Genomic DNA, 22,098 nt, shown 5'->3' on the forward strand with positions numbered 1-22,098 from the left:
TATAATAATGAAAAACGCACGCGGAATGGATGGAAGAAATGAAGGCGGCAATTTTTGACATGGACGGAACGGTGCTTGACTCGATGGAGCAGTGGCGATCGCTCAGCGTCCTTTTCTTACAGAAGCGGGGCATCGAGGTGCCGGACGAGCTGCGCGAGGCGCTTCGGCAGATGAGCGGCGTGATGGCCGCCAAGCTGTACGCCAAGCGCTTTGGCCTGAAGGTGAACACGCAGGCGATCATGGATGAGTACCTCTCGCACATGGAGTATTGCTACCTGCACGAAATCGGGTTGAAGCCCGGCATTCGGGACTATCTGGAGCGGTTAAAGGCGCAGGACGTTCCCTGCTGCATTGCGACGGCGACCCCGCAGGCGCTGGCCGTCCGCGCGCTCGAACGCCACGGCCTTACGCCCTATTTCCGGTTCGTGGTGGGCACCAAGGAAGAGCGGCGCGGCAAGGACGATCCGGTATTCTTCGAGCTGACGGCCTCGCGCCTCGGGGTGACGGCGGCGGAGTGCACGGTCTTTGAGGACGCGCTGTACGCCATGCAGGGCGCGAAAAAAGCGGGCTGCCGGGTGATCGGCGTCGAGGACGGCACCAACCTGGCAGACCGCGAGGCGATGACAAAGCTCTGCGACCGGGTGATCGCGCATTACGACGAGCTGTAAGCGGGCGTTTGGCGCAGCGTCATCCCGGAAATAGGCCGGCCCCGGAACCGCTTTCCGGGACCGATGGATTAATCCGGGACGAAGCTGTCGTCTTCGCTCGCGCATTCGGCGCAAAGACAGCCCTGCCGCGACGCACAGGCATTGCACACGTAAGCGCCGCAGTGCGGGCAGGTGCGCATCTCGCGCGCGTCATACGGTGCGCCGCAGTCGGCGCAAAGGACTTTGCTCATAGATCAAGGCCTCCCCTTTTCAATCTGCATAAGCCCCATAGGGCCTGTACACGCATAGTATGTGCGCGGACGGAAGGAATATGCCGGCCTTTCCCAAAACGGAGGTTCATTATGCCTTTTTCACAGCAGACGATCGATTTCCTGATCGAAAACAGACTTCGCGACAGCCGCGCCTGGTTCGCGGAGAACCACGAGCGGTATCAACGTTTCGTCATCGAACCGCTGCGCGAGCTGGTCGTGCGGCTGACCCCCTGCATGCGGACAATCGACGCGGAGGTCGTCACGGAGCCGAGGGTGGACAAGACGATCTGCCGCATCTGGCGGGACACGCGCTATTCGCACGACAAGCTGCTCTACAGGGACACCCTGTGGATCATCTTTAAGCGCGGGCGCATGCACAGCACCGAGGCGCCGGGCCTCTACTTTGAAATCGGGCCGGACGGCTTCAACTACGGCACTGGGTTTTACGCGCCCTCGTCCAGCTACATGCAAACGCTGCGCGCCATGGTGCTGGCGGGCACGCCGTCGTTTCAGGCGGCGCAGCGGGCCTACGCTGCGCAGGACGTCTTCCGCATGGAAGGCGAATGCTTCAAGCGCGCACGCTATCCCGACCAGCCCGAGGCGCTGCGCGCGTGGCTGGAGCGGCGGAGCATCGGATTTTACGCGGAGAGCGCGGACTTCGATCTGCTCTTTTCGGACGGGCTGGCGGACAGGCTCTCGGACGACTTTGCGCGCATCGCGCCCGTCTATCGCTTTTTGATGGACGCGGCGTTGGAGGAAAAGAAGCGGGCGATCGCAAGGCCCTATTGACGGACGTCGGGCGCCTGCTTTGAACGGCCGCTGTCCTGCGTGTGAAATATCGCCTGCTCATCAGTGTTTGTGGTGTCGTATTGAAAAATGCAAAAAAACAGCGGAGCATGGCTAAGCCATGCTCCGCTTTGTGATCCTGAAATCAGCGGCCGAACTGCACGTCGTTGTTGCCGGAGTCGGTCTCCCACATCTCCAGGAAGTTGATCGGGTCGTTGAAGTCCGCAAGCCAGCCGTTGCGGGCGATGTCGTAATTGCCCGCCTTGCGCTCGTTGAGGAACACGTTCCAGTCGACGGATTTGATCGTCATGTTGATGCCGATGACGGCCAGATCCTGCTGGATGCACTCCGCGATCGCCTGGTGGCTGGTGGCGGTGTTGGTCAGGTACTCGAAGGTGATCGGGGTGGAGGAAGAGAGCATGTTGTTCGCGTCGAACTCATAGCCCGCGCTCTTGAGCAGCTCGATCGCCGCATCCACGTCCGGCTCCTCGGCGTAGTAGCCGTCGTTGACCGGGAAGGTGTAGTCGGCATCGTTCGTCTTGAACACGCCGCCGTTGCCGTCCGCCATGCCCGCGGGCACGAAGCTCGTGGCGATCTTCTGGCCGGTCTGCGCGACGGTGTCGATGATGTACTGACGATCCACCAGCGCGCTGAACGCCTGGCGCATCGCGTTGGCCTGCTCCACGGTCTTGCCGTCAAACAGGTGGGACTTCACGTTAAAGCAGACGTAGTAGGTGCCCAGCTGATCCACGACGTAGAATTCGGGGTTGTCCAGCAGGTTCTGAATTTCGTCGTTGGGAACGGTGTCGATGAAGTCCAGGTCGCCGGACTGATAGGCGGAATAGACAGCCGTGTCGTCCGCGGAGAGCATGAACTCAAGGCGCTCGAGCTTCACGTTCTCGGCATCCCAGTAGTTCGGGTTCTTCACGTAGACCATGGACTCGTTGTGCGTCCAGCTCTCGAGCATGTACGGTCCGCAGGAGACGAAGCCCGCCTCAAGCGCCCATGCGCCGGGGTTGGCGATGCTGCCGTCCTCGTTCTTATAGCCCGCGGCGCCTTCCACGGTCGCCTGATGCACCGCGAAGAAGGTCGGGAACGCGGCCAGATCGAGGAAGTACGCGCAGGGAGCGGAGAGCTTCACGGTGAAGGTCTTGCCGTCCTCGGACGCCGCGACGTTCAGGTTTTCAGGATAGCCCTCGATCCCGTTGAACATGTAGGAGTAATCCGCGGCGGTATCCGGCGCGGCGGCGCGCTTCCAGGAGTATTCCATGTCCTTGGCGGTCAGCGGGTCGCCGTTGGACCACTTGAGGCCGTCCTTCATGGTGAAGGTGTAGGTCAGGCCGTCCTCAGAGACCATGTAGCTCTCCGCGAGGTTCGGTACCTGATGGCCGGTCTCGTCGTAGGAGTACAGGCCCGCGAAGCTGTTGGCCGCGAGGCTCGCGCCGTCCACTGTGGTGTTGAGCGCCGGGTCAAGCTTGTCCGGCTCGCTGGCGAGCTGGAGCTTGAGGGTGGTGTTGTCGCCATTGGTGGCGTAGGTGAAGAACTTGGTGCCGTATACGTTGGCGTAGAAGCCCTTGACGTCCGGCTTCATCATGAACAGGTCGTTGTAGTAGTAAATGGGCAGCAGGCAGCCGGTGGTCATCACGATGTCCTCGGCCTTGTGCATCAGGGCTTCGCGGGCAGCGTAGTCGGTCTCAGCCTTGATCTGGGCGATGAGCGCGTTATACTCCGTCCAGTCGGGCTCCGAGCCCGCGTCGGCGAGCGCAGCGCTGAAGCACGTGGTCATCATCAGCACGGCCATGAGCATGGAAAGCAGTTTCTTCATGTATTCTACCTCCTAGTTTTTTTTATCTTGACCGGCGGGGTACGCCCCCGCCGGCAGATAGCGCTTTAGCCCTGTGGGTTCCAGCACGAGACGAAGTGGCCGCCGCCCACGTCCTTGAGCGCGGGGCATTCCTTCGTGCACCGTTCGGTCGCATAGCGGCAGCGGGTGCGGAACGAGCAACCCTCCGGCATGTGGAGCGGGCTGGGCACGTCGCCTTCGAGCGGGATACGGTGACGGGAACGCGCGGTCTCCGGATCCGGAATCGGGATGGCGGAGATGAGCGACTGCGTGTAGGGATGAATCGGGCGGTCGATGATTTCGTCCGCCGAGGCGCTTTCCACGATGCGGCCCAGGTACATGACCGCGATGCGCCGGCTCATGTGCTGCACGACCAGCAGGTCGTGCGCGATGAAGAGATAGGCGATGCCCAGCTTTTGCTGCAGTTCTTCAAAGGTATTGATGATCTGCGCTTGAATGGACACGTCCAGCGCGGAGACGGGCTCGTCGCAGACGATGAACTTGGGGTTCACCGCCAGCGCGCGGGCGATGCCGATACGCTGGCGCTGGCCGCCCGAGAATTCGTGCGCGTAGCGGCGGGCATGGTCGCTGTTGAGGCCGACGAGGTTCAGCAGCTCGTCGATCTTCTCCTTGCGCTCGGCCTTTGTCTTGTACAAATGATGGATGTCCAGCGGCTCGCCGACGATGTCCGCGACCGTCATGCGCGGGTTGAGGGAAGAATAGGGGTCCTGAAAGACGACCTGCATGTCCTTGCGGTAGCTTTCGATGTTGTGCTTTGTGACGCGGTTGCCCTTGTAAAGCACCTCGCCGCCCGTCGGCTCGTACAAGTGCAGGATGGAGCGGCCCACCGTCGTCTTACCGCAGCCGGATTCGCCCACGAGGCCGAGCGTTTCGCCTTCGTCGATGGCGAAGGAGACGCCGTCCACCGCTTTGAGCATGGTGGTCTTGAAAAAGCCGGTGCGTACGGGGAAGTGCTGTTTCAGATCCTTGACCTCGATCAGGTGCTCGCTCATGGACGCTCATCCCCCTTTCCGGCTTCGTCGTAGACGGACTTGACGTTCATCCAGCAGGCGGCGATCTGTTCGTCGTTGATCCGGAGCTCCTCCGGCTGCTGGGTGAGGCAGACCTTCATGGCCTTCTGGCAGCGGGAGGCAAACGCGCAGCCCGTGGGCATGTTGAGCAGGTCGACCGGGGAGCCCGCGATGGGCACCAGCTTTGCGTGATCCTTCGTGATCTTGGGAATCGAGCGCAGCAGGCCCTTCGTGTACTCATGGCAGGGGTGGTAGAAGATCGCGTCCGACGTTCCGCGTTCGCATACGCGTCCGGCGTACATGACGATGATCTCGTCGCACATCTCAGCGATGACGCCCAGGTCGTGCGTGATCATGATGATCGCCATGCCGAGCTTCTCCTGCAGCTCCTGCATGAGCTCGAGAATCTGCGCCTGAATGGTCACGTCCAGCGCGGTGGTCGGCTCGTCCGCGATGAGGACGTCCGGCTCACAGGCGAGGGCCATGGCGATCATTACGCGCTGGCGCATGCCGCCCGACAGCTCGTGCGGATATTGCTTCACGCGCTTTTCGGGCTCGTTGACGCCCACGAGGCGCAGCATTTCGACGGCGCGGTCGCGCACCTCCTGACGGCTGCGGTCGCTGTGCAGACGGATGGCTTCGCACAGCTGGTTGCCGATGGTGTACACGGGGTTCAGGCTCGTCATCGGGTCCTGAAAGATGATGGAGATTTTCGCGCCTCGAAAGGCGCGCATCTGCGCTTTCGAGTACTTGCGGATGTCCTCGCCGCCGAAGAGCACCTCGCCGTCCGTGATACGGCCCGGCTCGGTCAGGATTTGCAGAATGGAATAGGCGGTCACGCTCTTGCCGGAGCCGGATTCGCCCACGATGCCCAGCACCTTTCCCTTTTCCAGGCTGAAGGAGATGCCGTTTACCGCGTGCACTTCGCCGGAATCCGTGAAGAACGAGGTGTGCAGGTTTTTGACTTCAAGCAGGCTCATGGTGCATTACCTCCTCAGCTTCGGGTCGAAGGCGTCGCGCAGGCCGTCGCCCAGCAGGTTGAAGGACAGCACGATCAGGCAGATGCCGACGGCGGGGAAGACCAGCTTCCAGGGATAGCTCTGCAGGCTGCCGCGCGCGTTGTTGGCCAGAGAGCCGAGACTGGGCATGGGCGCCTGAACGCCCAGGCCGATAAAGGAGAGGAAGCTCTCCGTGAAGATGGCGGAGGGAATCTGCAGCGCCGTGGAGATGAAGATGACGCTGATGCAGTTGGGCAGGATGTGCTTTTTGATGATGCGGCCGGGCTTTGCGCCCAGCGCGCGCGCCGCGAGCACGTATTCGTTGTATTTAATAGAAAGAATCTGGCCGCGCACCAGGCGGGCCATGCTGACCCAATAGAGCGCGCCGAAGACGATGAACAGGCTGATCATGTTGTTGCCGATCTTGGCGAACACCGTGCCCTGCAGCTTTGTGCCCAGCACCTGGTCGAGCACGACGGAGAGCAGGATGACCATCAGGGTGTCGGGCAGCGAGGAGATGATGTCCACCACGCGCATCATGATCATGTCGACCCTGCCGCCTATGTAACCCGATATCGAGCCGTACAGCAAGCCGATGATGAGCACGATGATGCTCGCGAACAATCCGACGGCCAGAGACACGCGCGCGCCGTAGACCACGCGGATGAAGTAATCGCGGCACAGCTCGTCGGTGCCGAAGATGTGCGGGAAGATATCCTGTCCCTCTTCGATGGCCTGCTGTTCCATCTTGGAGTATTGGAAGGGCGCAAGGTTCTTGGCGGACTTGTCGCGCTTGCCGTTTACGGTGACCATGTCCGAATAGCCGTAGGGACAGATCAGGGGCGCGAAGAGGATCGTGAGGATGATGATGCCCAGGATGACGAGGCTCAGCACGGCCAGCGGGTTTTTAAACAGCTTGCGCATGCCGTCCTTAAAAAAGGTCGTGGATTCGCGCATCACGTCGTGCTGGCGCTTTTCCTCGTCGCCGGCGGGCTCGAACAGGCTCAGGTCTACCTGCATGCTCAAAAGGCGCTTCTTGGGCAGCTTGTCGTTTCCGAGTGCTTTCATTTCGTCTCCCCCCATTAATCGAACGTGATCTTGGGATCAACGAGCTTATACACCAGGTCGCTGATCAGCGTCATGATGACCATCAGGGTCGCCAGGAAGATGGTCGTCCCCATGATCATGGGATAATCGCGGTTGGTGATGCCCGTCACAAACTTGGTGCCCAGGCCGCCGATGGTGAAGACCGTCTCCACGACCAGGCTGCCCGTGAGAATGTAGGCCGTCATGGGCCCGACATAGGTGATGACGGGGATCAGCGCGTTGCGCAGCGCGTGCTTGAAGATGACCGCCCATTCGCGCACGCCCTTGGCCCGCGCGGTGCGGATGTAATCCTGCCCCAGCACGTCCAGCATGCTGGACTTCGTGAGGCGCGTGATGTAGGACATCGGGTACAGCGCCAGCGAGATCACGGGCAGCAGGTAGTTTTGCGAGGTCGTGGACCATACCTGCACCCAGCCGAGCTGTAGGCAGAAGACGAGCAGGAGCAGCGTCGCCAACACGAAGGAGGGAACCGCGACGCAAAGCGTAGTCGTGAAGATGATGAGCCGATCCGGCCAGCGGTTTCGCATCAGCGCGGCGATGGAGCCCAGTACCAGGCCGCCGACGACCGCGAGCAGCATCGCCATGCCGCCGAGCTTGGCCGAAATCGCAAACGACTCGGTGATCGTCTGCGAGATTTCGCGTCCGGTCTTGAGCGAGACGCCGAAATCGCCGTGCACGAGCCCCTCCAGATAGAGAAAAAACTGCTGCCAGACGGGTTTGTCGAGGTTAAATCGCTTTTCCAGCACCGCCTGTACGGCTGGATCCGGGGCCTTCTCCGAAGAGAAGGGGCCGCCGGGGATCGCGTTCATCGCGAAGAACGTGATGGCGGCAATGATGAAGATGGTGACCAGGGCGAGCAGTACGCGTTTGACCGTGTATCTGAACATGACGCCGCTTCCCTCCTGTTTCCTTTGCTGCGAGGCCGTAGGCAGTCCTCGATGGCTTGCTTTTTATGGCGGAGTAAAAAGCACGGAGAAGAAATACCCCAAGAGGTATCTCTTCTTTTTTTATGCCTTTTGGTCGTAGTCACAAAAGGTAAGCTTTTATTGGCAATTTTGTTTTCGATGAAATGCGTTTGGAGCGTGCGCCTTGGGCGCTTCGCAGCTTTTAGCGCGGAATTTTCTTATCTGGCTTCATGGGCGCATGACGTGCGCGCCAGATGACCTATAAGGAGGAAGCTATCGGCCATTGCGCTCCCACACAGGCAAAAATTCAAGAATATAGAAATTTTTAGCACAAAAAAGCATTGCTTTGCGACAGCAATGCGTCTTTTTGATATGTAGCCCAACATGTTTATTGTTTATCGCAAAAATTGCAGTTTCTCCATGAATCCGTGCAAAGTTTAGCTTTCGATGCATTGATTTTTGCATATACTCGTGGTAAAATAAATAAACATTATTCGATTGCTGCATTTTTGCCTAGCGGCATCTTTTGATCGTCAATGTCGGCAATAAAAGCTTACCATTTGAGCGTTGGCGGCGGCGCGGCGAAAGCTGGGCGGGAGGAAGGGAATTCATGAATTCAAAATTTTTGCTGTACATCGTAAAACGCTTCTGCATGGCGGTCTTCACGGTCTTTCTCGTGATCGCAATCACCTTTTTCGTCATGCATGCCATTCCGGCCAGCCCGTTCAGCTCTGAAAAGGCGAAATCCGACGAGACGATTGCGGCGCTGGAGGCCAAGTACGGCTTTGACAAGCCAGTTCCCGTGCAGTTTGTCAATTATCTGAAAAACGTCCTGCACGGCGACTTCGGCCTTTCCACCAAGTGGATCGGCAGCACGGTCAGCGATCTCATCATGGGCGGAGTGCGTTATTCCGCGCTGCTCGGGCTGGGCGCCGCGGCCATGGCCATCGTGATGGGCGTCATACTGGGCGCGATCGCCGCGCTCAAACGAGGGCGATGGCCGGACAAGGTCATACAGGTCGTCACGACAGCGCTGGTGAGCATGCCGTCCTTCGTCATCGCGACGCTGCTGCTCATCATCTTCGCGCTGAACCTCAAGTGGGCGCCGACCATGGCGACGCAGCCGGGCGGCATGGTGCTGCCGGCGATTTCGCTCGCGCTGTACCCGATGGCCTATATCACGCGCCTCGAACGCTCCGCCATGCTGGACGTGCTGGGGCAGGACTACATCCGCACCGCGCGCGCGAAGGGGCTGAAGAACAAAAAGGTCATCTTCAAGCATGCGCTCAAAAACGCGCTGGGGCCGGTCATTACTTATGCGGGCCCGATGATGGCGTATATCCTGACGGGCTCCATGGTCGTGGAGAACATCTTCTCCGTGCCGGGCCTGGGGCGCCTGTTCGTCAACAGCATGCTGCGCACGGACTACATGATGATCATGGGCGTGACCATCTTCCTGGCCGTCATGATCATCCTGATGAATTTCATCGCCGACGTGCTCTATAAGGTGATGGATCCCCGAATCAATCTATCCTGACGAGGTGACGACGATGGAAAATAAACACGAAATCAAGAAGAACTTCCTATCTTTTCAGGTCGATCCCAAGAAGTTCGAGGCGGCGACGGACGCGGAAAAGGCGCAGCAGGTCACGCAGCGGGAGTCCGTCTCGTTCCTGCGGGACGCCATGCGCAGGCTCAGGCGAAACAAGATGGCGATGGTCTGCCTGTGGCTGCTCGTCGCCATCACGCTGATAGCGGTCATCGTGCCCTACTTCTATCCTTATACCTATACGCAGCAGGACGTTACCGCCAAGCACCTGGGCCCCTTTGAATACTCCAAGAAGGAGCAGGCGCGCATCGACCAGGGAGAAAAGGTCTTCCCGCACGTCATGGGAACGGATAATCTGGGGCGCGACTACTGCATCCGCGTCATCTACGGCACGCGTATCTCCCTGATGGTCGGCTTCATTTCCGCGTTGATCGTCATCCTGATCGGCATCGTCTATGGGTCCATTTCGGGCTACTTCGGCGGGCGGGTAGACATGATCATGATGCGCATCGTGGATATCATCTACTCCCTGCCGGACGTTCTGATCGTCATCCTGCTGTCGGTCGCCATTAAGGACGTAATCAGCACCTCGAAAAACAGCCTCATCATCCGGCTGGGCCCCGGGATGATCTCGATCTTCATCGTCTTCGGCCTGCTCTATTGGGTGGGCATGGCGCGCCAGGTGCGCGGCCAGGTGCTCTCCATCAAGGAGCAGGAATACGTGCTCGCCGCCAAGGCCACCGGCGCGGGCGCCGCGCACATCATCCGCAAGCACATGCTGCCCAACTGCGTGTCGGTCATCATCATTACGGCGGCCATGCAGATCCCCTCCGCTATCTTTACGGAATCGTTCCTCTCCTTCGTGGGCATGGGCGTCTCCATGCCGATGCCCTCGCTGGGCTCCCTGGCCTCGGACGCGCGCAGCGGACTGGTTTCCTACCCGTACCTGCTGCTGTTCCCGGCGATGTCCATCTTCCTGATCGTGCTTTCGTTTAACCTGCTGGGAAACGGCCTGCGCGACGCCTTCGACCCCAAGCTTCGTTCGTAAAGGAGGGCGCAATCCATGGCAATGCTAGAAGTGCGCGACCTGCATACCTCGTTCTTTACGCCCGCCGGCGAGGTGAAGGCCGTCAACGGCGTGTCCTTTAACCTGGACGCCGGCAAGGTGCTGGGCATCGTGGGCGAGTCCGGCTCCGGAAAGAGCGTGACCGCCTACTCCATTTTGCAAATTCTTACGCATCCGGGCCGCATCGTGAGCGGCAGCATCCGCTTCAAGGGGCAGGAGCTGGTCGGCGCGGACGAAAACACCCTGCGCAAGATCCGCGGCAATAAGATTTCCATCATCTTTCAGGATCCGATGACTTCGCTCAACCCCGTGTACACCATCGGCAATCAATTAGAAGAGACGATCCGCCTGCATACCGGCAGAAACGCCGCCCAGGCGCGCGAGCGCGCCGGGGAGATGCTGGCGCTGGTGGGCATCAACGAGCCGGAAAAGCGCCTGAAGCAGTATCCCTACGAGCTGTCGGGCGGCATGCGCCAGCGCGTGATGATCGCCATGGCGCTCTGCTGCGAGCCCGACATCCTGATCGCCGATGAGCCGACGACCGCGCTGGACGTGACCATTCAGGCGCAGATTCTGGAGCTGATGCAGAGCCTCCAAAAGAAGCTGGGCATGGCGATCATCATGATTACCCACGACTTGGGCGTCATCGCGGGCATGTGCGACGAGGTCATCATCATGTACGCGGGCAGCGTCTGCGAGCGGGGCACCTCGGACAACATCTTTTACCGCCCCCGGCACGAATACACGAAGGGCCTGCTCCGCTCCATCCCCAACATCGACAGCGACGGCAAGGAACGCCTGGTGCCGATCTCCGGCACGCCGATCGACCTTCTGCGGCTGCCGAGCGGCTGTCCGTTTGCGCCGCGCTGCGAGCGCGCGATGAAGGTCTGCCTGGAGGGGCGCGCCAGGGAGGTCTTCGTGGGGCGCGATCACCTGTCCGCCTGCTGGATGAACGTCCGCGAGGGCATGGCGAGAAACGCTATCGAGTACGACGGCGCGGGCGACATCCTGCGCATCAATTTGGACGGAGGGGACGGAAAATGAGCGAAGAAAACAGGACGCTCGTGGACGTGCGGCATCTGAAGCAGCATTTTCCGATCACCACGGGCTTTATGAAGACCACGATGCTGAAGGCCGTGGACGACGTCAGCTTTTCCATCGCCCGGGGCGAGACGCTGGGGCTGGTGGGAGAATCCGGCTGTGGAAAGACCACCGTCGGCCGAACGCTGCTGCAGCTGTACAAGCCCACGGGCGGCGAGGTCTGGTTCGACGGAAAGAAGGTGGACAGGACCACCGTGGCGGAGTTTCACCGCCGGGCGCAGATGGTCTTTCAGGACCCGTATTCTTCCCTGAACCCGCGCATGACGGTGGGCGACATCGTGGCCGAGCCCATCGACGTGCACAAGCTGTGCAAGACGCGGAAGGATCGCGCGGAGCGCGTTTTCGAACTGCTCAATACGGTCGGCATCTCCGGGGAGCAGGCCTCGCGCTACGCGCACGAGTTTTCCGGCGGTCAGCGCCAGCGCATCGGCATCGCCCGCGCGCTGGCCTCCAACCCGGAGTTCATCGTCTGCGACGAGCCGGTCAGCGCCCTGGACGTGTCGATTCAGGCGCAGGTCATCAACATGCTGGAGGATTTGCAATCGCAGATGGGCCTCAGCTACCTGTTCATCGCGCACGACCTGTCCGTCGTCAAGCACATATCCAACCGCATCGCCGTGATGTACCTGGGCAAGATCGTGGAAATGGCCGACTCCGCGGAGCTGTACCACCACGCGGCCCATCCCTATACCGTCTCGCTGCTCTCGGCTGTGCCGGTGCCCGACCCCGAAAAGGCGCGCGCGTCCCAGCGCATCGTCCTGGAGGGCGACGTGCCCAGCCCCATGAAGCTGCCGTCCGGCTGCGCGTTCCGCACGCGCTGCCGCTTTGCCACCGAGCGCTGCAGCGAGGAATGCCCGGCCCTGCGAGAGGTCGCGCCGGGGCACCGCGTCGCCTGCCACAACGTCTAACGGTTGTTTCGCCTGTGATTCGCCGGCGTTGCAATAAAACCACAATTCTGAAGGAGGAACAGTCTATGAAGAAGCTACTCGCTCTGGTCCTGTCGCTGGTGATGGTTCTCGCCTGCGGCGCGATCGCGTCCGCCGACGGGGAAGTCGTCAACGTCATGTACGGCGGCGGCACGCCCGAGACACTGGATCCCGCGCTGAACTCCGCTTCGACCGGTTCCAACACGATCCGCCTCGCCTTTTGCGGCCTGATGGGCACGCAGGTCGTCGACGGCGTCGCGAGCAAAGCGCCGGAGATGGCGGAAAGCTACGAGATCTCCGACGACGGTCTGGTGTACACCTTTAAGCTGCGCGAAGGCCTGAAGTGGTCGGACGGCTCCGACTTCTTTGCCAGCGATTTCGTGAAGAGCTGGAACCGCGCCGCCGATCCGGCGCTGGGCGCCGACTACGGCTTCCTGTTTGACTACATCGCCAGGAACGAGGACGGCACGCTGAACGCGGTTGCGGACGACGAGGCGCGCACGCTGGTCGTCACGCTGGTCAATCCCTGCGCCTACTTCCTCGAGCTGTGCGGCTTCACCACCTATTACCCGGTCAAAGTGGAGCTGGCGGACAACGAGGGCGCCTGGGCGACCGATCCCGCCAAGTACATCGGCACCGGTCCTTTCCGCATGACCAGCTTCGCGGTGGACGACGTTGCGAAGTTTGAGAAGAACGAGTATTACTGGAACGCTGAAAACGTCAAGCTGGGCGGCGTGAACGCCTACCTGGCGGAGGACAGCGTCGCCATCCTGGCGGCCTACGAATCGGACGCCGTTTCCTTCATCGAGAGCATGGACCCGGCCGAATTCGACCGCCTGGAGGCCACGTATCCCGGCGAACTGGTAAAGGCCGATCAGCTGGGCACCTACTATGTGCTGTTCAACGTCCACAAGGACCTCTCCCCGGAAGGCAAGACGCTGACCGTGCAGGAGCAGTCCCGCGCGCGCTACGCGCTGGGCCTGATGGTCAACCGGCAGGACGAGGTCGACTACGTGACCATGGGCGGCGAGGAGGCTGCGACCGGCTTCTTCCCCAGCAGCCTGATGGACGGCCTCAATGAAAACGTCCGCGAGGCCGAGGGCTACGGCGCCTGGTATACCGGCACCGCGACGCCCTCCGCCGAGAACCCCGCCTACACCGCCGACATGGTGGAAGCCATCAAGATTCTGATGGATCTGGGTTACTCCTATACCGGCACCATCGAGGGCGGCGACGTGAAGTTCACCGACGTGCCCGGCTTTGAATTCTCCTTCAACCAGAACGCTACCAACTCCGCGATCGTGCAGTACATCCAGGAGACCTGGAACAGCGTCGGCATCACCGCGACGATCAACACCGAAGCCTGGGCGACCCTGCAGATCAAGCTGGGCGACGGCGACGCGGAAGCCTCCCGTATGGGCTGGGTGGCGGACTTCAACGACTGCGTGAACTTCCTCGAGATCTTCATCAGCAACTCCGGCAACAACTACCCGCGCCTGGGCCAGGACGTGGGCGACTATACCCGCTATACGGAGAACACGAAGGACGCGGGCCTGGGCGCCTACTGGGGCCCGGACGGCAACCAGACCTGGGCGGAGTGCTACGACGCGCTGGTCAACGAGATCAAGGCGGAGACCGACCCGGCCGCCCGCGCCGCCAAGTGCGCTGAGGCGGAGAAGATCCTGATGTCCACCGGCGCGGTCGCGCCGATGCACTTCTACAAGAACCCCTACATGGCCAAGCCCAACATCAAGAACCTCGCGGTTCTGCCCACGGGCGACGTCATCTGGAACTACGTGACCATCGAATAAGCTACATCAAAAGGGCCGCCGCGCATCTGCGCGGCGGCTTTAAGCTTGCGTGAGGGGCACGATCATGCGCGCGTAATGGATCGCCCGTTCTTCCCCGTCCACGTAGCTCAGAAGCTGTGCGGTGAACAGGTCGTCGCCCGCGTGAAGACCGTTTGCGTCAAGGTAGCCCTGAATCAGGGCGAGCAGCGCCTGCACGTCGAAAGCGCCGTTTTCCAGGCGAAACAGGCAGCTCACCGCCCGGCCCGCGTCGATGCAGCGGAAGCGGCGGCGGTCGATTCCCAGCACCTTTGCATCCTGCTCGAAGAGAAGAATGCCCTTTTTGATCTCGCAGGGGCCGCCTGCGAGCGCTTCTTTTTTTACCAGGGTGGTAAACGACGTGAGCGGCAGCTGCCGGATGAGCTCCTTGAGCAGCGGCTCCTTCGGCAGCCGGGCCCACATCGCCTCGATCGACGGGTACTCCAGGACGAATACCGAGCCTATGCTTTCAAGGCGCGGCTCGCTCAAAAGCTCCGGCGCGTCCCGCAGCGTCCGCAGCGTATATTGCATGTGCGAAAGGACGTGCTCGCGATAGGCGATTTCGCGCCGCGCTTCTTCGACTTTCCCCGCGAAGAGCTCCTGCAGCGACGTCTCGTCGATGCAGGAATAGACGCTGTGGATTTCGTCGAGGGAAAAGCCCTGGTTCTTCAGGCGCTTGATGTTGGCGATTCGCTGGATGTCCGTTCGCTCAAACACCCGGTAGCCCCGCTCCCCTTCCCGCTGCGGGTGGAGGAGCCCCTTCTTCTCGTAAAAGCGAAGCGCCTCGTCGCTCAACGCGAAGGCCTTGGAAAGCGTGCCGATGGAGATTTTCATACACACCCTCCTGATATATTTTTCGCAAGGAATGGGGAACGCGGCTTGACTGTCAAGCGACTTGACAGCTTATACTGTCAATGTACAGGAAAACCGCCTGGAAATCAAGCTTTTTGTGTGCAAAAAAATGAAGAGGCTGCGGACGCTTTGTGAAGCGGGTGACGAGCCCGCGCGGATGCGTAACTGTGCGCGCTTGCGCATGGCATATAGACCCCATTGCTTGAGGAGGAGAGAACATCATGAAGAAACTGTTCACCCTGATGCTCGTGCTGGCGCTCGCGCTGGCGATGGCAATGCCCGCCGGTGCGGACTGGGTACGCCCGGCCGTGACGGTTGAGACCTGGGACGAGGAAGCCGACTTCGTCATCGTGGGCTTCGGCCTTGCGGGCGCTGCGGCGGCCGTGGAAGCACACGACATCGACCCGAACGCCAAGGTCGTGGTGCTGGAGAAGATGCCGGAGTCGCTTGCCGGCGGCAACTCCATCGCATCCGGCCAGACGTTCATCGTGCCGTCCGAAGCGGCGGTCGCGGACTTCAAGCTGTATTTGCAGGCCTGCAACGAACCCAACGCGATTCCCGACGAATACCTGAACTGGCTGGTGAATGGGTTCGCCACGCAGCTCCCCTGGATTGAGGGCGTCGCGGAGAGCGCGGGCTACGAGGCGGGCTATGTCGGCGGCGGCGAGCTCAAGTGGGGCAGCATGGTGCTGGAGTTCGACTCCTTCCCGGGCTCGAACTTCGACGGCGCCAGCGCGCACCTGCGCAAGAAGAACTCCGGCGCGTTTGAAAACGGCGGCGTGTGGCGCTGCTTTGCCGAGGCCGCGAAGGCCCGCAACATCGAGGTGCGCTACGAGAACCCGGCCATCGCGCTCGTGCAGGACCCGGTGACCCGCGAGGTCAGCGGCGTCGTGGCGACGGATGCCGAGGGCAAGGAATACACCATCAAGAGCGCGAAGGGCGTTCTGCTCGCCTGCGGCGGCTATGAGAACAACCTGGAGATGCAGCGCGACTTCCACGGCATGGACGAGGTGTATACCGCGGGCACGCCGGGCAACACGGGCGACGGCATCAAGATGCTGATGGAGGCCGGCGCGAAGATCTGGCACATGAAGAACCAGACGCAGTCCGGCGGCTTCTGGCTGGGCATCAAGGTGCCGGAGCACGAGGCGACCTTCATGCGCAACTTCTCCATGGCGGGCAACTCCTGGATCGAGATCGATTCGGACAACAGCCGCTTCTACGACGAGGCATATGGCTACCACCGCCAGCACATGAAGTACATGGAGTACGGCCGCTACGTCGACCTGCCCCACGAGCGCGCGCTGCCGGTGCACCTGATCTTCGACGAGGCGACCCGAGAGGCGGGCTCCATCGCGAGCCAGTGGCTGAGCTGGCCGACCACCACCGAGGGCTACATGTGGTCCAGCGACAACCTGGCCGAGATCGAAAAGGGCTGGATCGTCAAGGCGGACACCGTGGCCGAGCTGGCCGAGAAGATCGGCCGCGACCCCGAGGCGCTTCAGGCGACCATCGACCGCTACAACGAACTGTGTGAAAAGGGCGTGGACGAGGACTTTGGCCGCGACCCGGAGAAGATGGCGAAGATCGAGAAGGGCCCCTTCTACGCGGTTGCCATCACCCCGACGCTGGTTGCCACCACGGGCGGCGCGAAGCGCGACACCGCGGGCCGCGTTCTCGACTGGAACGAGAACCCCATCCCCGGCCTTTACGAGGCGGGCGAGCTGGGCAGCTACGTGTCCAACCTGTACCAGAACGGCGTGTTCCTCTCTGAGGCGATGCTGTCCGGCCGCGCGGCCGCACAGACCGCGTTCGGCGGCGCCTCCGAGGTGAAGGCGGTCGTCAAGGAGACGGCCGCAGGCCCGGCCTGGGCCGAGGCTGCCGACGGCGAATACGTGCAGGTCGTGGACGGCCTGCATGACAAGATCGAGGTCAAGATGACCGTGCAGGACGGCAAGCTGACCGCGATCGCCATCGGCGAGGGCCGCGACGAGATGTTCATCACCGACGAGCAGCTCGAGCAGTACGTCGGCGCCATCCTCGCGTCCCAGAGCGCGGATGTGGACATCGTGTCCGGCGCGACCATCGACTGCCAGGCGATCGGCACCGCCATCGCCCAGGCGTTCGCGAAGTAAAATTTTTCTTTCCGCGCCCCGTTCGCTTGAACGGGGCGCTTTTGTGTGCGACGATATGAAAAAAGGGCCGCCTTTTCGGCCGGGCACCGCCCGCATTTTGTGAAGGGATGCAAACAAATCCCCCTCTTGTGCATCCAATAGGTGAGCGGGCGGCGAGCGTACGATCCTGACCGCCGGACAAAAGATGGAGGAGACGACGATGGGGACGAGAATGGAAGAGGCTTCGTTCGCGGAGGCCGTGTGGGGGATGCGCGAAAGCCTGCTGCGCTTCGCGATGAGCATCCTGCACAGCCGCGCGGACGCGGAGGACGCCGTGAGCGAGGCCACGCTGCGCGCCTGGGAACGGCTGTCCACCCTGCGCGACGCGTCGCTGTTCCGAAGGTGGATGATGACCATCGTGGCGAACTGCTGCTATCAGCATTTGCGGGGCGCAAAGCGCGTCGTCCTTCAAGAAGAAGTCACGGAACGGTCACAGCCCGCCGGTGACGACCGCTTTGCCCTCTGGGCGTGCGTGCGGGAGCTGCCGGACGGGCTGCGTGAACCGATCGTCCTGTACTATTACGAGGGGTTTCACGTGGACGAAATTGCGCAGATCCTTGGGGTGCCCCGGGGCACGGTCGCCGCGCGCATGCATAGAGCGCGGACACGGCTGCGGGCTGCTCTGGCGGAAAAGGGGGAATGGATCGAATGAGGCAAACGGATAAGCGCCTGCGCGCGTTGGCGCAGGCGGAGCGGATCGATACGACGGGCGCTTACGAGGAAAAGCTGCGGGCGACGCTGCAATCGCTGCCCCGGCACGAGGGGGCGCCCGCGCAGCCGGTCACAGCCCGCGCGCCCGCGCAGCCGGTCACAGCCCGCGCGCCCGGCCGGCTGTCCCGCAGGACCGCGCTGGCGATTCTGGCGGCGGCGCTGCTGCTCGGCGGCGCGGCGATCGCGGCGGAGCGGTCGGGGCTCGTCGCCTTCTGGGAACGGCGCGGGGCGGGAACGGAGGGCGCGGAATACGTGGAGCGCCCGCTCGCCGGAACCGGCGACGCGCTGTCGCTCGCGGAATTCACGGTGTGCGAGGCGGTGTTCGACGGGCGCGCGCTGCAAACCGTCGTGGAGGTTCGCCCGAAGCGGGCGGGGACCAGCGTGCTCACCGAGGACTACGACGTCTCCGAGTGGAACGAATACGGCCCCGGCGAGGAGGGAGAGGCCCTGATCGCGCTCTGCGGATTTTCCCGTGTCGGCGCGCAGACCGCGCCCACGGGGGCGATCGAGTCCCTGCACGAGGACGGCGCGCTGGTCTACTATAACTATGAGCTGCTTTCGCAGGAGACGGACGCCCAGGCCGTGCCGGTGGAAATGGAGTGCTTTGTCTATCCCGAGACGGATATCGGGGCGATGGAAAGCACGACGATCGCCTTCGAGGTGCAGCGCGTGCAGGCAAAGACCTGCAAGATCGTGCAGGCGATGGACATGGGCGCGTTTGAGATCGTGAGCGCGGATGTCGCCTATACGCCGTTCGGGGTCGATTTGACGCTTACCTACGTGCCCGGGGCGCGGCTGGGGCAGGCGGGTATCAGCCCGTATCTTATCACGACGGACGGCGGGCAGATAGAGCCTGTGCTGCAAAATCGTGTACAGCGCACGCTGGAGGACGGAAGGGAAGCCTTTGACCTGACGCTGCGGTTTGCCTGCCCGGATACGCTGCCGGAAGCGCTGCGGCTCGGCGTGCAGGGGATTGAGGGCACGGCGGTTTTCGACCTTGGGAACAATACGCTTTGGAGGGAAGGGGAGGATGCGCGGTGAAAAAGCTGATTTGCCTGCTGCTGGCGGCGCTGCTGACGGTGGGCGCGGCCTCGGCGCAGATGCTGTGGGAAGAAGAGACGCCGCAGCGCGTGCGGCTGGACGTGGAGACGTCCTGCTGGACGGCGCGGGTGGATGCGCGCGTATACGGGACGCAGGTTACGTCCGCGCAGGTCTACCGCACGCAAAAGCGCAACTGGGGCAAGAACCCGGAGCGCATGCCGGAGCTGACGGCGCTGCTGCCGGACGTCGCCGCGTGCGCGAAGAGCACCGGCTGGACGGCGGAGGACGTGACGTTGACGAGCCCGACGGGCGCACGGCTGAGCCTGTCGCCCTGGGATAATACGTTTGTAGGGGAGAACGGCGTACGCCTGCGGGAGGGGACGCTCTGGGACGTGAACTTCAACTCCACCGTCTTCCAGGAGGAGCTGTGCGTCGGCGAGCTGGACGGTCTGCCGCTTGAAGATGCGCTTTTGAAGGTGGAGCCCGCCGCGCAAGCGCTCGGCATCACGCTGGGCGCCGCGCCCATGGAAGGCCTGGCGGTGACGCTCGCGGACATAGAGCGGGCGACGCGGGAGCGTCAGGCGCTGGGGCTGCCGCCGGAGCAGACGATCATCCTGGACTGGACGGCGAAGGACGAGCACTACAAGTTGCTCCTGCCTCAATACTATCACGGCCTGCGCATCTTCCCGACGCAGGGCTTTATCCCGGGACGGGAGAATACGCCGCAGAGCTGTGTGGGCGTCATCGTCGGGCGCGAGGGGTTGGAATACCTGCAGGCGAATTTTGTGCCCGGAGCGGAAAAGGCACAGGGCGCTCCCTTTGCGCCGATCCCCGTGGAGCAGGCGCTGGAGACGGGACTGCGCGCTTTGAGCGAAAGCGTCGCGGCGAAAGAAATGGAAAACGTGCGCGTGTGCGAGGCCTGGCTGTGCTACGTGCCTGTGGCGGACAAGGGGAGCACGACGCAGTACACGATGACGCCCGCCTGGGCCTTCCCCGTCCTTTACGACAATCCGCAGATGTGGCCGGAGGATTGGACGGGCCCGACCTTTACGCTCAGCTACGCCGTCGCCGTGGACGCGCGGAGCGGTGAATGCATTACGGACAACTGAACGGAGGCAAGAGGAAGGGGCCTGTGCGCCGCAGAAGCGCACAGGCCCCAATTTGTTTTTCGGGTAAGCCGGTCTTTCACGTCAGTGGAGGCGGCGAAGAAGCTGGAGGAAAAGCGCCAGGTCTTCTTCGGACAGCGCGTAGATGGAATCGATCGCTTCCTGCTGAAGCGCGGTGGTCTGGCGCTCCTCGTTAAAGAACTCCTGCGGGGTGACGCCGAGGTATTCGCATAGATAGAGAAACTCTCCCATGGACGGCAAAGCGCGGCCGGATGTAATGTCTTTGATATAGCCGGGATTGTGTCCAAGGGCTTTACTCGCCTTACTATCTGATACGTTTTTTTGCGCGACCAAACGCATGATTCTCTCTTGAATAAACTTGCTGTCAATCATTCTTTATCCCTCGCTCGTATCTTAACCGATGCAAGGAGAAAATAAATAAGAATGAATCACCATAAAAGTGTTGAAATAAGGGAACAAATCACTTATAATGCGAAATATACTTATACAAGGGAATGATAATATGAACATTTACATGCGCAAGGTCTATGAAGAGGTGGCAAAAAAATACGGCGTCGCGCCGGAGGAGGTCGAACGGGAAATTCGGGCCTGCATCGAGGAGATGTACGCCTCCCCGCAGGCGCCGGAGACACGGGCGGTTCAGGCGCGCATCCCCAGACGCGGCGTCATCCCCACGAACGAAGAGATGATTTCCTTTATCGCCGCGGAAATACGGAAAGACGAGTGACGCGGCGCGGCCGGGAACGCTTTTACATTCCGTGCCCTGCATGGTATAATACGGTATCTGAAACACGGAGGATGACTGCCATGCGGGACGAAGCATTTTTCCTTGGCGAGATTCACAAGGCGCTCATGCCCTCGACCGGCTGCACGGAGCCCGTGGCCATCGCCCTGAATACAGCGACGGCCAGAAAGCATGCGCGGGGCGCGTTAAAGCATTTGACGCTGACGCTGGACGCGTATCTGTACAAGAACGCCATGGGCGTGGGCATTCCGGGCTCCGACGAGCGGGGCGTGGCCCTCTGCGCGGCGATGGGCGTGACCGCGGGCGACGCGGACGCGCAGCTTCGCGTGCTCGACCGCGTGACGCCGCAGGCGCTGAAGGACGCCAAGCAGATGGTGTTCGACGGGCGGGTGACCGTCAAGACGCGCGGCGACGTGCCCGACCTGTTCGTCGAATCGGTGCTGGAGACGGAGGAGGAATGCGTGCGCGTGCTCACGCTCTCGGCACACACGAACATCGTGCGCGTGGATCATGCGCCGTTTGAGCCTTACGTGCCGCCCTGTGGGGCGAGCGCGGAGCATCCCATCCGCGATTGCACGCTGGGGGAGATGATCGCCTTCGCGGACGCTGTGCCCGCGGAACGGCTCGCCTTCCTGCAGGACGGCATCGACATGAACCTCGCGGTGGCGCAGGAGGGCAGGAAATTCGGCCTTGGCCTCGCGCTCGGCACGCTGATCGACCAGGGGGTCATCGGGCGCTCGCCGGTATCCGCCGCGCAGCTTCTGTGCGCCTCGGCCTCCTACGCGCGCATGTCGGGCGTGTCCATGCCCGTGATGACGGCTACCGGCAGCGGCAATCAGGGCATTACGCTGCTGCTGACGCTGGAGGCGGTGGCGCGCGAGCGCGGCGTCGATCCGGAGAAGAAGCTGCGTGCGGCCGCGCTCGCCAACCTCGTCAACATCTACGTCAAGTCCTTCACCGGCACGCTGTCGGCGGTTTGCGCCTGCGGCGTGGCCTCCGGGCTGGGCGCGTCGGTCGGCGTCGTCTACATGCTGGGCGGCGGCGAGCAGCAGATGCTGGGGGCCATGCAGAACATCCTTGGCTCCATCTCGGGCATGATCTGCGACGGCGCAAAGGAGGGCTGCGCGAACAAGGTGGAGCTTTCCTCCGGCCTCGCGGTGCAGGCGGCCTTCCTCGCGATGCAGGGCATGAGCATCGGCAAGAGCGACGGCATCCTCGCCAGCGACCTGCGTACGCTCTTTGAGCACCTGGGGCAGCTCGTGCAGGAGGGCATGTGCGAGACGAACCGCGTCATCGTGGACATCATGCAGGGAACGGCGACGTGCCGGGAGCTGTAAAACGCCCGGCAAAGGACAAGGGATACGGGGCAGGCTCGATGGGCCTGCCCCGTA

General features: G+C 62.0%; 21 protein-coding genes. 13 read left to right on the forward strand and 8 right to left on the reverse strand.

Going from position 1 to position 22,098, the window contains the following annotated elements:
* Window positions 1-38: 38 nt before the first annotated feature.
* Window positions 39-668: an HAD family hydrolase gene (locus C1725_RS01480; RefSeq protein WP_346026228.1), complete on the forward strand. Its 630-nt coding sequence runs from the start codon at window positions 39-41 to the stop codon at window positions 666-668.
* Between the two features lie 68 nt (window positions 669-736).
* On the opposite strand, the gene C1725_RS19110 is transcribed toward C1725_RS01480, so the two are convergent.
* Window positions 737-898 (reverse strand): hypothetical protein, encoded by a 162-nt coding sequence (locus tag C1725_RS19110; protein ID WP_346026229.1) that lies wholly within the window; start codon window positions 896-898, stop codon window positions 737-739.
* Between the two features lie 111 nt (window positions 899-1,009).
* On the opposite strand from C1725_RS19110, the gene C1725_RS01485 reads away from it, so the two are divergent.
* Window positions 1,010-1,708: a DUF2461 family protein gene (locus C1725_RS01485; RefSeq protein ID WP_102409923.1), complete on the forward strand. Its 699-nt coding sequence runs from the start codon at window positions 1,010-1,012 to the stop codon at window positions 1,706-1,708.
* 142 nt (window positions 1,709-1,850) lie between these two features.
* Here the strand turns inward: C1725_RS01485 and C1725_RS01490 are convergent, their stop codons facing one another.
* The 5 genes from C1725_RS01490 to C1725_RS01510 form a co-directional block, all read right to left on the reverse strand.
* On the reverse strand, window positions 1,851-3,530 hold the full coding sequence (locus C1725_RS01490; RefSeq protein ID WP_102409924.1) for an ABC transporter substrate-binding protein: 1,680 nt from the start codon (window positions 3,528-3,530) through the stop codon (window positions 1,851-1,853).
* 65 nt (window positions 3,531-3,595) lie between these two features.
* Window positions 3,596-4,561, reverse strand: a complete 966-nt coding sequence (locus tag C1725_RS01495; protein WP_102409925.1) for an oligopeptide/dipeptide ABC transporter ATP-binding protein — start codon at window positions 4,559-4,561, stop codon at window positions 3,596-3,598.
* Window positions 4,558-5,559 (reverse strand): oligopeptide/dipeptide ABC transporter ATP-binding protein, encoded by a 1,002-nt coding sequence (locus tag C1725_RS01500; protein WP_102409926.1) that lies wholly within the window; start codon window positions 5,557-5,559, stop codon window positions 4,558-4,560. The genes C1725_RS01495 and C1725_RS01500 overlap by 4 nt, the downstream gene beginning before the upstream one ends.
* Before the next feature lie 6 nt (window positions 5,560-5,565).
* Complete coding sequence (locus C1725_RS01505; RefSeq protein WP_102409927.1) at window positions 5,566-6,645, reverse strand: ABC transporter permease subunit; 1,080 nt, start codon at window positions 6,643-6,645, stop codon at window positions 5,566-5,568.
* Window positions 6,646-6,659: 14 nt separating this feature from the next.
* The gene (locus tag C1725_RS01510; RefSeq protein WP_102409928.1) at window positions 6,660-7,571 is read right to left on the reverse strand and encodes an ABC transporter permease subunit; all 912 of its coding nucleotides are present in this window, start codon (window positions 7,569-7,571) and stop codon (window positions 6,660-6,662) included.
* 628 nt (window positions 7,572-8,199) lie between these two features.
* Between C1725_RS01510 and C1725_RS01515 the strand changes: the two genes are divergently transcribed.
* The 5 genes from C1725_RS01515 (at window position 8,200) to C1725_RS01535 (ending at window position 14,042) form a co-directional block, all read left to right on the forward strand.
* Window positions 8,200-9,126 carry an ABC transporter permease subunit gene (locus tag C1725_RS01515; protein WP_102409929.1) on the forward strand — a complete coding sequence of 309 codons (927 nt, stop codon included), beginning with the start codon at window positions 8,200-8,202 and terminating at the stop codon, window positions 9,124-9,126.
* A 13-nt stretch (window positions 9,127-9,139) separates the two neighbouring features.
* The gene (locus C1725_RS01520; protein ID WP_102409930.1) at window positions 9,140-10,186 is read left to right on the forward strand and encodes an ABC transporter permease subunit; all 1,047 of its coding nucleotides are present in this window, start codon (window positions 9,140-9,142) and stop codon (window positions 10,184-10,186) included.
* A gap of 15 nt (window positions 10,187-10,201) precedes the next feature.
* Complete coding sequence (locus tag C1725_RS01525) at window positions 10,202-11,248, forward strand: oligopeptide/dipeptide ABC transporter ATP-binding protein (RefSeq protein ID WP_102409931.1); 1,047 nt, start codon at window positions 10,202-10,204, stop codon at window positions 11,246-11,248.
* Window positions 11,245-12,213, forward strand: coding sequence for an oligopeptide/dipeptide ABC transporter ATP-binding protein (locus C1725_RS01530; RefSeq protein ID WP_102409932.1), 969 nt, complete (start codon window positions 11,245-11,247; stop codon window positions 12,211-12,213). The genes C1725_RS01525 and C1725_RS01530 overlap by 4 nt, the downstream gene beginning before the upstream one ends.
* Window positions 12,214-12,278: 65 nt before the next feature.
* Window positions 12,279-14,042 carry a peptide ABC transporter substrate-binding protein gene (locus C1725_RS01535; protein ID WP_346026230.1) on the forward strand — a complete coding sequence of 588 codons (1,764 nt, stop codon included), beginning with the start codon at window positions 12,279-12,281 and terminating at the stop codon, window positions 14,040-14,042.
* A gap of 39 nt (window positions 14,043-14,081) precedes the next feature.
* Here C1725_RS01535 and C1725_RS01540 read toward each other — a convergent pair whose 3' ends face one another.
* Window positions 14,082-14,891, reverse strand: a complete 810-nt coding sequence (locus tag C1725_RS01540; protein ID WP_102409934.1) for a MerR family transcriptional regulator — start codon at window positions 14,889-14,891, stop codon at window positions 14,082-14,084.
* Window positions 14,892-15,130: 239 nt separating this feature from the next.
* Between C1725_RS01540 and C1725_RS01545 the strand changes: the two genes are divergently transcribed.
* The 4 genes from C1725_RS01545 (at window position 15,131) to C1725_RS01560 (ending at window position 19,944) form a co-directional block, all read left to right on the forward strand.
* Window positions 15,131-17,044, forward strand: coding sequence for an FAD-dependent oxidoreductase (locus C1725_RS01545; protein WP_102409935.1), 1,914 nt, complete (start codon window positions 15,131-15,133; stop codon window positions 17,042-17,044).
* Window positions 17,045-17,243: 199 nt separating this feature from the next.
* Window positions 17,244-17,735, forward strand: coding sequence for an RNA polymerase sigma factor (locus C1725_RS01550; RefSeq protein ID WP_346026231.1), 492 nt, complete (start codon window positions 17,244-17,246; stop codon window positions 17,733-17,735).
* The gene (locus C1725_RS01555) at window positions 17,732-18,835 is read left to right on the forward strand and encodes a hypothetical protein (protein ID WP_102409937.1); all 1,104 of its coding nucleotides are present in this window, start codon (window positions 17,732-17,734) and stop codon (window positions 18,833-18,835) included. The genes C1725_RS01550 and C1725_RS01555 overlap by 4 nt, the downstream gene beginning before the upstream one ends.
* On the forward strand, window positions 18,832-19,944 hold the full coding sequence (locus C1725_RS01560) for a hypothetical protein (protein WP_102409938.1): 1,113 nt from the start codon (window positions 18,832-18,834) through the stop codon (window positions 19,942-19,944). Before C1725_RS01555 ends, C1725_RS01560 begins: the two co-directional genes overlap by 4 nt.
* An 81-nt stretch (window positions 19,945-20,025) precedes the next feature.
* Here C1725_RS01560 and C1725_RS01565 read toward each other — a convergent pair whose 3' ends face one another.
* Window positions 20,026-20,334, reverse strand: coding sequence for a helix-turn-helix domain-containing protein (locus C1725_RS01565; RefSeq protein WP_346026232.1), 309 nt, complete (start codon window positions 20,332-20,334; stop codon window positions 20,026-20,028).
* A 130-nt stretch (window positions 20,335-20,464) separates the two neighbouring features.
* Between C1725_RS01565 and C1725_RS01570 the strand changes: the two genes are divergently transcribed.
* Together C1725_RS01570 and C1725_RS01575 are read left to right on the forward strand one after the other, a co-directional pair.
* A complete protein-coding gene (locus tag C1725_RS01570; protein WP_487042801.1) occupies window positions 20,465-20,689 on the forward strand; it encodes a sporulation initiation factor Spo0A C-terminal domain-containing protein in 225 nt (74 codons plus the stop codon).
* Between the two features lie 80 nt (window positions 20,690-20,769).
* The gene (locus tag C1725_RS01575) at window positions 20,770-22,044 is read left to right on the forward strand and encodes an L-serine ammonia-lyase, iron-sulfur-dependent, subunit alpha (RefSeq protein ID WP_102409940.1); all 1,275 of its coding nucleotides are present in this window, start codon (window positions 20,770-20,772) and stop codon (window positions 22,042-22,044) included.
* Window positions 22,045-22,098 lie beyond the last annotated feature (54 nt).

It is taken from the genome of Beduinella massiliensis (assembly GCF_900199405.1).
Classification (GTDB): Bacteria; Bacillota; Clostridia; order Christensenellales; family Aristaeellaceae; genus Beduinella; species Beduinella massiliensis.

Coding starts and splice junctions, on each gene's coding strand:
- C1725_RS01480 (WP_346026228.1), top strand. CDS start 39: ATGAAGGCGGCAATTTTTGACATGGACGGAACGGTGCTTGACTCGATG.
- C1725_RS19110 (WP_346026229.1), bottom strand. CDS start 898: ATGAGCAAAGTCCTTTGCGCCGACTGCGGCGCACCGTATGACGCGCGC.
- C1725_RS01485 (WP_102409923.1), top strand. CDS start 1,010: ATGCCTTTTTCACAGCAGACGATCGATTTCCTGATCGAAAACAGACTT.
- C1725_RS01490 (WP_102409924.1), bottom strand. CDS start 3,530: ATGAAGAAACTGCTTTCCATGCTCATGGCCGTGCTGATGATGACCACG.
- C1725_RS01495 (WP_102409925.1), bottom strand. CDS start 4,561: ATGAGCGAGCACCTGATCGAGGTCAAGGATCTGAAACAGCACTTCCCC.
- C1725_RS01500 (WP_102409926.1), bottom strand. CDS start 5,559: ATGAGCCTGCTTGAAGTCAAAAACCTGCACACCTCGTTCTTCACGGAT.
- C1725_RS01505 (WP_102409927.1), bottom strand. CDS start 6,645: ATGAAAGCACTCGGAAACGACAAGCTGCCCAAGAAGCGCCTTTTGAGC.
- C1725_RS01510 (WP_102409928.1), bottom strand. CDS start 7,571: ATGTTCAGATACACGGTCAAACGCGTACTGCTCGCCCTGGTCACCATC.
- C1725_RS01515 (WP_102409929.1), top strand. CDS start 8,200: ATGAATTCAAAATTTTTGCTGTACATCGTAAAACGCTTCTGCATGGCG.
- C1725_RS01520 (WP_102409930.1), top strand. CDS start 9,140: ATGGAAAATAAACACGAAATCAAGAAGAACTTCCTATCTTTTCAGGTC.
- C1725_RS01525 (WP_102409931.1), top strand. CDS start 10,202: ATGGCAATGCTAGAAGTGCGCGACCTGCATACCTCGTTCTTTACGCCC.
- C1725_RS01530 (WP_102409932.1), top strand. CDS start 11,245: ATGAGCGAAGAAAACAGGACGCTCGTGGACGTGCGGCATCTGAAGCAG.
- C1725_RS01535 (WP_346026230.1), top strand. CDS start 12,279: ATGAAGAAGCTACTCGCTCTGGTCCTGTCGCTGGTGATGGTTCTCGCC.
- C1725_RS01540 (WP_102409934.1), bottom strand. CDS start 14,891: ATGAAAATCTCCATCGGCACGCTTTCCAAGGCCTTCGCGTTGAGCGAC.
- C1725_RS01545 (WP_102409935.1), top strand. CDS start 15,131: ATGAAGAAACTGTTCACCCTGATGCTCGTGCTGGCGCTCGCGCTGGCG.
- C1725_RS01550 (WP_346026231.1), top strand. CDS start 17,244: ATGGGGACGAGAATGGAAGAGGCTTCGTTCGCGGAGGCCGTGTGGGGG.
- C1725_RS01555 (WP_102409937.1), top strand. CDS start 17,732: ATGAGGCAAACGGATAAGCGCCTGCGCGCGTTGGCGCAGGCGGAGCGG.
- C1725_RS01565 (WP_346026232.1), bottom strand. CDS start 20,334: ATGATTGACAGCAAGTTTATTCAAGAGAGAATCATGCGTTTGGTCGCG.
- C1725_RS01570 (WP_487042801.1), top strand. CDS start 20,465: ATGAACATTTACATGCGCAAGGTCTATGAAGAGGTGGCAAAAAAATAC.
- C1725_RS01575 (WP_102409940.1), top strand. CDS start 20,770: ATGCGGGACGAAGCATTTTTCCTTGGCGAGATTCACAAGGCGCTCATG.